The following is a 9,100-nucleotide window of genomic DNA, read 5'->3' on the forward strand; positions in this document are numbered from 1 at the left end:
CCCACGGACTGCATGGCGACCAGACCGAGTCGGCGCACGAGGAGGATCGCCGCCGCGAAGCCGACGACGAGGAAGATGTCGAGCACCGCGGCCCCCTCGGTCGAGACGATGTCGTCGGCGATGTACGGAGTGTTCGCGGCGGATCCGAGCGCGAGTGCGGCGAGGATGGTCGGCGTGAACACGCCGACGCCGTAGGTCGCGATGTCCATGAGGAACCAGGGCGCGCTCGTCAGCACGGTGGCGGCTCGATGCCGAGCGGAGAAGATGGCGCCACGGCGAGCGGACGGCACGGTGCGGGTCGCGGCGACGAGCACCGCGTGGCCCTCCGACGGGGACCTGTCGTGGATCTCGCTGACCGTGACCGTCCGCCCCGCGAACCGGGACAGCGCGGCGGCGGCTTCGAGATACTTCGCCTGCGACGCCAGCCACATGGGGCTCTCCGGCACCCCGCGCCGCAGGATAACGATCGCGGTGGCCGGAACGACGCCGGCGGCGAGCATCCACCGCCACGCCTCCGGGTGCGGGTCGAGCAGCAGCACGACCAACCCCACGAGGGCACCCAGGAGCTGACCGACCGCCTGGAAGCTGAAGGCGCCGATGAGCAGCCGTGGCCGCAGCCGGCGGGGAGAGATCTCGGACACGTAGCTGGCGGCGATCGGGTAGTCGGCGCCGATTCCGACGCCGAGAAGGAAGCGGAAGGCGATGAGCCACCAGATGTCGGGGGCGAAGGCCGAGGCCAGCGAGAACACGACGAACATGCCCAGATCGATCCGGAACGCGATCTTGCGGCCGATCCGATCCGACAGCGGCCCCATGACGGCTGCCCCCACGATCGCCCCGAGCACGGCGGCACTCGTGAGCAGCCCCGTCTCGAAGGGCGTGATGCTCCACTGCGCGACGATAAGCGGCACGGCGACGCCGATGATGAAGAAATCGAAGCCGTCGAGCATGATGCCCATCGCCGACAGCCACCACACGCGGCGGTGCATCGGCCCGAACCTCAGTCCGTCGAGGAACCTCAGGGCGGTGTGCTCGCGCATGCCCGGCATCTTTCCGGCGGGACATGGCCGGCGAGGGATACGACACCTGAATGCCGTGTGAACACCCGGCGCGGCAGACTCCGCCGGACGGCGTCGATTCAGGCGTCTGCGAGGCGCGCGGAGGCCGTCGCCATGTGCAGCGCCATGGCCGACGCGGCGGCGTCGGCGTCGGCGCGCTCGAGAGCCGCGAGGATCGTGGCGTGCTCCTGCACGGCGACCTGGGCGGCGTCGGCGTTGTGGACCGCCCGGTCGGCGTAGACCCGCAGGAGGGAGCGCACGACGTCGAGCTGATCGACCAGCACGCCGTTCCCGGCCGCGGCGGCGAGGGCGAGGTGGAAATCGCGGTCCGCCGCGGCGAAGGCCCGAAGATCGTCGACCGACGCTCGCATCCGATCGACCGTTGCGCGCATGCCGGCCAGGGAGCTCCCGTCGACCCGCCCGGCCGCCAGGCGCGCGACGAAGATCTCCAGTCCCGAGCGCAGCTCGAGCAGCTCGGCGGTGTTGCGTTCGCCGATCAGCAGCCCCCACCGCAGCGTCTGCGGCAGCAGCTCGCTGGCCGTTCCGCGCAGGTAGGTGCCCGAACCGGGACGCACGTCGACGATGCCGAGGATCTCGAGCGCCGCGAGCGCCTCGCGCACCGCGGAGCGGCCGACCTCGAGAGTCGCCGCGAGGTGCCGCTCCGGCGGGAGCCGTGTGCCTGCCGCGATGGATCCGCTCGTGAACAGGTCGAGCAGGCGGCGCGCGACCTCCGACACCGGCGAGCCGGCGGGCACGGCGGCGAGCGCCGATGCGATCGCGGCCGAGCGGTCGTCGGAGTAGGCGGGCATGGTGATCAACCTATCCGGTCGGATCATCGCGGGCGACGACCGGTCCACCAGTTGTTTGCAATTGGTCAACCGGTTGTGGAGAATGGGAAGCGCGCACCCGCGCACCGATCATCGCTGTGAGGAGCCGCAATGACGCGACTGTGGAACGACCCGGCCGACTTCGCCGACGAGATGATCGACGGCTTCGTCGCCGCCAACGGCCGCTCGGTGCGCCGCGTGACCGGCGGGGTCGTGCGCAGCACCGTCGTACCTTCGGGCCAGGTGGCCGTCGTCGTCGGCGGCGGCTCGGGGCACTACCCCGCGTTCGGCGGGCTGGTCGGTCCGGGTCTCGCGCACGGCGCGGCGATGGGCAACCTCTTCGCCTCGCCGTCGACGCAGCAGGTGTACGCGGTGGCGAAGGCAGCGGATGCCGGGGGCGGCGTCTTCTTCAGCTACGGCAACTACGCCGGCGACGTGCTCAACTTCGACGCGGCCCAGGAGCGCCTGCGCGCCGAGGGCATCCGCTGCGAGACCGTCACGGTGACCGACGACGTCGCCAGCGCCCCGGCGGCCGAGGCGCACAAGCGTCGCGGGATCGCCGGGGACCTCACCGTCTTCCGGAGCGCGGCCGCTGCGGCGGAGGCCGGCGCCGATCTCGGCGAGGTCGCACGCATCGCCGCCCACGCCAACGCCCGCACCCGCTCGTTCGGCGTCGCCTTCAGCGGGTGCACCCTCCCCGGTGCCGAGGCACCTCTGTTCACCGTGCCCGAGGGACGCATGGCGATCGGCCTCGGCATCCACGGCGAACCCGGGGTGGACGAGACGGCGATCCCCACCGCCGACGAGCTCGCCGACCTTCTCGTCTCTCGCCTGCTCGGCGAGATCCCCGACGGCGTGACGGTGCCGGGAGCCCGCGTGGTCCCGATCCTCAACGGGCTCGGATCGCTGAAGTACGAGGAGATGTTCGTCGTGTACCGGCGCATCGCCCGGCTGCTCGAAGACGCGGGGGTCGAGGTCGTCGACCCGCACGTGGGCGAGTACTGCACGTCGTTCGACATGGCCGGCACGTCGCTCACCCTCTTCTGGCTCGACGACGAGCTCGCCGGACTCTGGGAGACGCCGGTCGACACCCCCGCCTATCGGCGCGGCTCGGTAGGTCCGGTCACCCTGGCCGACGCGGCTGCGGTCGCCGACGGCGACATCGACGCCATCCCCGACGCCGACGACGCCTCGCGGCGGGTCGCCCGGATCGTCCACACGGCGCTTCGGACCCTCGTCGACACGATCGACACCCACGTCGACGAACTCGGCCGGATGGACTCCGTCGCCGGCGACGGCGACCACGGCATCGGCATGCGGCGCGGCTCGCACGCCGCCCTCGCCGCCGCCACGAACGCCGTCACCGCCGGCGCCGGGGCCCGCACGACGCTCGAGCGCGCCGCCGACGCGTGGTCCGATCGGGCCGGCGGCACCTCGGGCGCGCTGTGGGGCGTGATCCTGTCGTCGATCGCCGCCGAACTCGGCGACGCCGGCGCACCCGAGCCGACCGCCGTCGCGCGCGGTGTGGATGCGGCCGCTCGCGGCGTGATGGCCTACGGCAAGGCCGAGGTCGGCGACAAGACCCTCGTCGATGCCCTCGTTCCCTTCGCCGAGACGCTCACCGCACAGGTCGCCTCCCGCGACCTCGCCGCCGCGTGGACGGCTGCCGCGAAGGCGTCGACCGAGGCCGCCGCTGCAACGGCCGACCTCCTCCCCCGCATGGGCCGTGCGCGCACGCACGGCGAGCACAGCGTGGGAACCCCCGACCCGGGTGCGCACTCGCTCGCCCTGATCGTCACTGCGGTGGGCGCGATGCTCGCCGATCCGACCCCCGAGGAGAACTGACATGTCCGACACCACACCGCTGCGCCTGATCATCGGCTGCGACGACGCCGGCTACGACTACAAGGAGATTCTCAAGAAGGACCTCGAACAGAACCCCGGTGTCGCGTCGGTGGTGGATGTCGGCGTCGACGCCGACGGCCACACCCCCTACCCCAAGGTCGCGATCGAAGCCGCGGAGCGTGTCTCGCGCGGCGAGGCGGACCGGGCCCTGCTGATCTGCGGCACCGGCCTCGGCGTCGCGATCGCCGCCAACAAGGTCGCCGGCATCCGCGCCGTCACCGCCCACGACTCGTTCTCCGTCGAGCGCGGCGTGCTTTCCAACGATGCGCAGGTGCTCACGATGGGTCAGCGCGTGGTTGGCATCGAGCTCGCCCGCCGTCTCGTGCGCGAGTGGCTCACCTACCGCTTCGACCCGAGCTCGGCCTCCGCCGAGAAGGTCGCCGTCATCGGCGCGTACGAGCAGACCGGATCCTGCTGATGACCGCACCCGTCACCGTCGGTGTGAGCCTGAAGACGTACTTCGGCAACGCCCGCGCGCGCGCCTGGTTCGCCGAGGTCGCGCCGCGGCTGCAGGCCCACGCGGCGATCGCCGACGGTCGGGTGCGATTCTTCGTCATCCCCACCTACCTGCAGATCCCGGCCGCGATCGAAGCGTTCGCGGCGACCCCGGTGCTCGTCGGGGCGCAGGATGTCTCCGCCCACCCTCCCGGCGCGTTCACGGGTGAGATCACCGCCGCCGAACTTGCCGAGGTCGGGGTTCAGGTCGCGGAGATCGGCCACGCCGAGCGCCGGCGGCTCTTCGGCGAGACCGACGAGGTCACGACGAGCAAAGCCGCCGCGTCGCTCGAGCACGGCATCACCCCCGTGCTCTGCATCGGCGAGGATGCCCGCATGAGCGGCGCCGACGCAGCATCCGCCAATCTCGATCAGCTCGCCGCGGACCTCGAGGGCGTTCCGGCCGGACCGGTCGTCGTCGCCTACGAGCCGGTCTGGGCGATCGGCGCCACCGAGCCCGCACCCGACGACCACATCGCGGCCGTCACGCGTGCCCTGCGCGGCGCGATCGACGCCGACGCGGGCCGCGCCGGGAGCGTCGTCATCTACGGCGGGTCCGCGGGCCCCGGCCTCCTCGCCCGCCTCGACGGCGCAGCGGACGGCCTCTTCCTCGGCCGCTTCGCCCACGATCCGGACAACCTGCTCGCCGTGATCGACGAAGCCGCCGCCCTCGCCGATGCCCGGAACGCGTCGTGATCGGCCTGGGCACCTACGCCTTCTTCTGGCAGCACTCCGATCGGGTGCCCGCTCCGCTGTCGCTCGTCGACGCTCTCCAAGCGACCCGCGAGATGGGCGTCGAGCTGTTCCAGATCTGCGACTACGCCCCGCTGGAGTCGATGACCGCGCGGGAGGTCGCCGACGCGGCATCCGCCGCACGAGACCTCGGCGTCGCGATCGAACTGGGCACCAAGGGCATCGGACCCGATCGCCTCTCGCGCTTCCTCGAGCTCGCCGGCGTCTTCGACGCCCGGCTGGTGCGGAGCATGGTCAACGGACCCACGACGCGCCCGACCCTCGCCGAGGCGGAGAGCTCGCTGCGGGCCGCGTTGCCGGACTACGAAGCCGCGGGGGTGACCCTCGCGCTCGAGACGTACGAGCAGCTCCCGACCGCCGATCTCATCGGCCTCATCGAGCGCGTCGACAGCGACCGCCTCGGGATCTGCCTCGATCCGGCGAACGTCGTCGCGCGGCTGGAATCCCCCCGCGCCTGCGTCGAGGCGACGGCGCCGTGGGTGAAGAACGTGCACGTGAAGGACTTCGCCTTCGCACGCCAGGCCGGCTGGGTCGGATTCACCTACGGCGGGGCCCGCATGGGCGAGGGCCTGCACGACTATGCGCACCTGCTGGAGACCGTCGGCCCGCGTGCGCGAGGCGTCAACGAGATCGTCGAGCACTGGCTCTCCTGGCAGGGCGACGCCGAGACCACCATCCGAACCGAGCGGGAATGGACCCGCGCCACCGTCGACTACCTGAGGAGCACGTCATGAGCACCACCGCCGAGAGCACGACCACGTACAAGATCGCCGTCATCGGCGCGGGCGGCAAGATGGGCATGCGCGTGTCCAACAACCTCGTCCGCACCGACCACACCGTCTGGTACGTCGAGACCTCGCCCGCCGGGCAGCAGCGCACCCTCGACGCGGGCCGCGAGCTGTCGGATGCCGCGACCGCCGTCGCCGACGCCGACATCGTCGTGCTCGCCGTGCCCGACCTCGCCCTCGGGCCCGTCACCGCCGACCTCGTGCCGCAGATGAAGGCCGGGGCGATCGTGCTGACGCTCGACCCCGCCGCCGCGTACGCGGGGCTGCTCACCACGCGCGACGACGTCGCCCAGGCCGTCGCGCACCCCTGTCACCCGTCGGTGTTCCTGGAGCGCACGACCAAGGAGGAGTGGGCCGACACCTTCGGCGGCATCGCCGCCCCGCAGGACGCGATCGCCGCCGTCGAGAGCGACGACCCCGCGCACAGGGAGATCGTCGAGGCCACCGTTCGCGCGATCTACGCCCCCGTCATCGACGTGCACTTCGTCACCGTCAAGCAGCTCGCCCAGCTCGAGCCGACCCTCGTCGAGACCGTCGCCTGCATGATCGGGTCGCTGCTGAACGAGGCGCTCGACGAGGCGATCCACACCATGGGCGTGCCGGAGGCCGCCGCACGGAGCATCCTCTACGGGCACACCCAGGTCGCTCTGGCCAACGGCCTGCGCGGCGACAACCCGTTCAGCGACGCGTGCCTGATCGCGATGGACTACGGCCGCGAGTCGATCATCAAGGACGACTGGAAGAAGATCTTCCGCGACGACGAGCTCGACAAGAACCTCGCGCGCATGCTGCACCTCGACAGCATCCAGCGCTGACCGCCGACATACTGAGGAGCACCGTGACTCGACTCGAGGGAAAGACCGCGCTGATCACCGGAGGCGCGCTCGGCATCGGACTGGCAGTCGCGCAGCGATTCGCCCGCGAGGGGGCGCGGGTCATCGTCGCCGACCGCAACGGCGACGGCGCCGCAGCCGCGGCCGCGGAGATCGGCGACCGCGCCCGCGCCGTCACGATGGACATCTCCGACGAGGCCGCCGTCGCATCCGCGTTCGCCGCGGTGGAAGCCGACGGCTGGGCACCGGATGTGGTCGTCGCCAACGCCGGCGTGCAGCTGTTCGGGCAGGACGCGCCCATCGCCGACCTCGACCTCGAGGTCTGGCGTCGCACGGTCGACATCAACCTCACCGGCACCTTCCTCACGGTCAAGCACGCGGTGCGCTCGATGCTCGCCCACGGCGGCGGGTCGATCATCCTCACCGGAAGCCCCACCGCGATCAACGGCGAGGGCAAGGACTTCACCGCGTACAGCGCGTCGAAGGCCGGGATGCACGGCCTCGGCCGCACCGTCGCGGCGGCGTATGCCGATCGCGGCATCCGCGTGAACACGGTGCAGCCCGCCTACACCGAGACACCGCTCGTCGCCGCCATCAGCGAGGACCCGGAATCCCGCGCGGCGATCGTCTCGCGCATCCCCATCGGACGCGCCGGCACCCCGGACGACGTCGCGGGGATCATGGTCTACCTCGCCAGCGACGACAGCGCGTTCGCCACCGGCGCGACCTTCCAGGTCGACGGCGGCATGACCTCGCTCTAATGGCATCTTCGGTGAGCGCGCTGTGGGCCGAGACCTCGCGCACGTGGACGAGCGGGCGCTGGAGCGCCGAGCTGCGCGGCGACGAGATCGCCGACCTCGCCGTCGACGGTGCCGTCGTGCTGCGCTCGGTGCGCGCCGTGGTGCGCGATCGCGACTGGGACACGGCGGCGCTCACCGTCGACGAGGTGATCGAGCGCGAGGGCGGGCTCACGATCCGGGTTCACACCCGCGAGCTCGGCGCCGACCTGTCCGGAGAAGTGCGAGTGGATGCCGCCGGCGACACGGTGACCGTCGCCCTCGACCTGCGCGCGGCCGCCGGCTTCGAGACCAACCGCACCGGCCTCGTCGTGCTGCACCCGGCCACGCTCGCCGGCGCCGCGATGCGGATCGACCACACCGACGGCTCGTCCGAGGAGAGTGCCTTCCCGGTGAGGATCAGCCCGCACCAGCCGGCCTTCGACATCGAGGGACTGTCGTGGGAGGGTCGCGGCGGCGACGTGGCGTTGCGGTTCCACGGCGACGTCTTCGAGATGGAGGACCAGCGCAACTGGACCGACGCCTCGTACAAGACCTACAGCCGACCGCTCTCACTGCCCTTTCCGTACCGGCTCGCCGAGGGGGAGGCCGTCTCGCAGGCCGTCACCGTCTCGGTCACCTCGGGCCCCGGGGAATCCGCAGGCCCCGACGGCGACGTCGTAATGCTGGGCGATCCGGTCACGATGCCGCTCCTGGCCGTGTCGGCGTCGACGGCACCGGATCCGGCTCCGCAGCTGCCGGCGATCCCGTGGGCCGCGACGCTCGTCGAGCTGGACCTCGCCTCGCCGACGTGGCGGGCGGCGCTCGATCGTGCGGCGGCGTCGGGCCGGCCGCTCGACGTGCGGTTCATCCTCTCGGATGCCGACCCCCTGCTCATCGAGCCCGCCGCGGCCGAGCTCGCCGGCCTCGACCTCGCCCGCGTGACGGCGTTCTGGCTCACCGGCGAGGCCCGCCTGGTCTCCGACACGACGGCGATCGGGCTCGTCTGGGCCGCGCTGCGTGACGCCGGCATCACCGCATTCGTCACCGGCGGCGTGCGGTCGCACTTCACCGAGCTCAACCGCGAGAGTCACCGTCTTCCCGAGGGACTCGACGGCGTCGTCTTCAGCACCACTCCCCTGTTCCACAGCCTCAGCACGGCGCAGCTGACCGAAGCGGTCGCCATGCAGCGGCTCGTCGCCGAGCAGGCCGTCGAGATCGCCGGCGGCGCCGCCGTGCACATCGGGCCGATCTCGCTGCGACCTCACGTGAACGACGTCGCGACGACTCCTCCGCCGATGTCGGCCCACGACGATCTGCGCGACGGCTACGGACCGGCGCTGCTGGATGCCGCCGACCCGCGACAGGATGCACCGGAGCTCGCCGCGTGGACCCTCGCGAGCGCCGCGGCTCTGGCCGTGCCCGGCGTGGCGACCCTCGCCTGCTTCGAGGAGTGGGGTCCGCGCGGGGTGTTCACAGCAGACGGATCCCGCCGCCCGGTGACCGACGCGATCGAGGCTCTGGCGGCGCTCCAAGGCCGCCGGATCGTCACCGGAAGCACGCCCGACGGGCTCGTGTGGGCGATCGTCGACCTCGACGGCGGCGAAGCCCTTATCGCCAACCTCGACGCGAAGGATCGCAACGTTCGCGTGGCCGCCGCGCCCG

Annotated in this window: 9 protein-coding genes; 7 read left to right on the forward strand and 2 right to left on the reverse strand. The window is 72.0% G+C overall.

What is annotated here, in order from left to right:
* On the reverse strand, positions 1-1,040 hold a 1,040-nt coding region (locus B4E30_RS01585), incomplete at its 3' end, for an MFS transporter (protein WP_286793217.1).
* Positions 1,041-1,138: 98 nt separating this feature from the next.
* Positions 1,139-1,867, reverse strand: coding sequence for a FadR/GntR family transcriptional regulator (locus B4E30_RS01590; protein WP_286793218.1), 729 nt, complete (start codon positions 1,865-1,867; stop codon positions 1,139-1,141).
* Positions 1,868-1,996: 129 nt separating this feature from the next.
* On the opposite strand from B4E30_RS01590, the gene B4E30_RS01595 reads away from it, so the two are divergent.
* From B4E30_RS01595 to B4E30_RS01625, 7 genes are all read left to right on the forward strand, one after another.
* Entirely contained in the window at positions 1,997-3,730 is a 1,734-nt protein-coding gene (locus B4E30_RS01595) for a dihydroxyacetone kinase family protein (RefSeq protein ID WP_286793219.1), read from the forward strand.
* 1 nt (position 3,731) lies between these two features.
* On the forward strand, positions 3,732-4,208 hold the full coding sequence (locus B4E30_RS01600) for a ribose-5-phosphate isomerase (RefSeq protein WP_286793220.1): 477 nt from the start codon (positions 3,732-3,734) through the stop codon (positions 4,206-4,208).
* Positions 4,208-4,981 (forward strand): triose-phosphate isomerase family protein, encoded by a 774-nt coding sequence (locus B4E30_RS01605; RefSeq protein WP_286793221.1) that lies wholly within the window; start codon positions 4,208-4,210, stop codon positions 4,979-4,981. The genes B4E30_RS01600 and B4E30_RS01605 overlap by 1 nt, the downstream gene beginning before the upstream one ends.
* On the forward strand, positions 4,978-5,772 hold the full coding sequence (locus tag B4E30_RS01610) for a sugar phosphate isomerase/epimerase family protein (RefSeq protein ID WP_286793222.1): 795 nt from the start codon (positions 4,978-4,980) through the stop codon (positions 5,770-5,772). Before B4E30_RS01605 ends, B4E30_RS01610 begins: the two co-directional genes overlap by 4 nt.
* Complete coding sequence (locus B4E30_RS01615) at positions 5,769-6,641, forward strand: phosphogluconate dehydrogenase C-terminal domain-containing protein (protein WP_286793223.1); 873 nt, start codon at positions 5,769-5,771, stop codon at positions 6,639-6,641. Before B4E30_RS01610 ends, B4E30_RS01615 begins: the two co-directional genes overlap by 4 nt.
* 23 nt (positions 6,642-6,664) lie before the next feature.
* Positions 6,665-7,420, forward strand: a complete 756-nt coding sequence (locus B4E30_RS01620) for an SDR family NAD(P)-dependent oxidoreductase (protein WP_286793224.1) — start codon at positions 6,665-6,667, stop codon at positions 7,418-7,420.
* A gap of 11 nt (positions 7,421-7,431) precedes the next feature.
* Positions 7,432-9,100, forward strand: a 1,669-nt coding sequence (locus tag B4E30_RS01625) for a hypothetical protein (RefSeq protein WP_286793225.1), incomplete at its 3' end; no start/stop codon positions are given.

Source organism: Microbacterium sp. UBA3394 (assembly GCF_002358725.1).
GTDB lineage: Bacteria > Actinomycetota > Actinomycetes > Actinomycetales > Microbacteriaceae > Microbacterium > Microbacterium luteum.

Excerpts from the sequence above, each read along its gene's own strand:
- B4E30_RS01590 (WP_286793218.1), bottom strand. The coding sequence starts at position 1,867 with ATGCCCGCCTACTCCGACGACCGCTCGGCCGCGATCGCATCGGCGCTC.
- B4E30_RS01595 (WP_286793219.1), top strand. The coding sequence starts at position 1,997 with ATGACGCGACTGTGGAACGACCCGGCCGACTTCGCCGACGAGATGATC.
- B4E30_RS01600 (WP_286793220.1), top strand. The coding sequence starts at position 3,732 with ATGTCCGACACCACACCGCTGCGCCTGATCATCGGCTGCGACGACGCC.
- B4E30_RS01605 (WP_286793221.1), top strand. The coding sequence starts at position 4,208 with ATGACCGCACCCGTCACCGTCGGTGTGAGCCTGAAGACGTACTTCGGC.
- B4E30_RS01615 (WP_286793223.1), top strand. The coding sequence starts at position 5,769 with ATGAGCACCACCGCCGAGAGCACGACCACGTACAAGATCGCCGTCATC.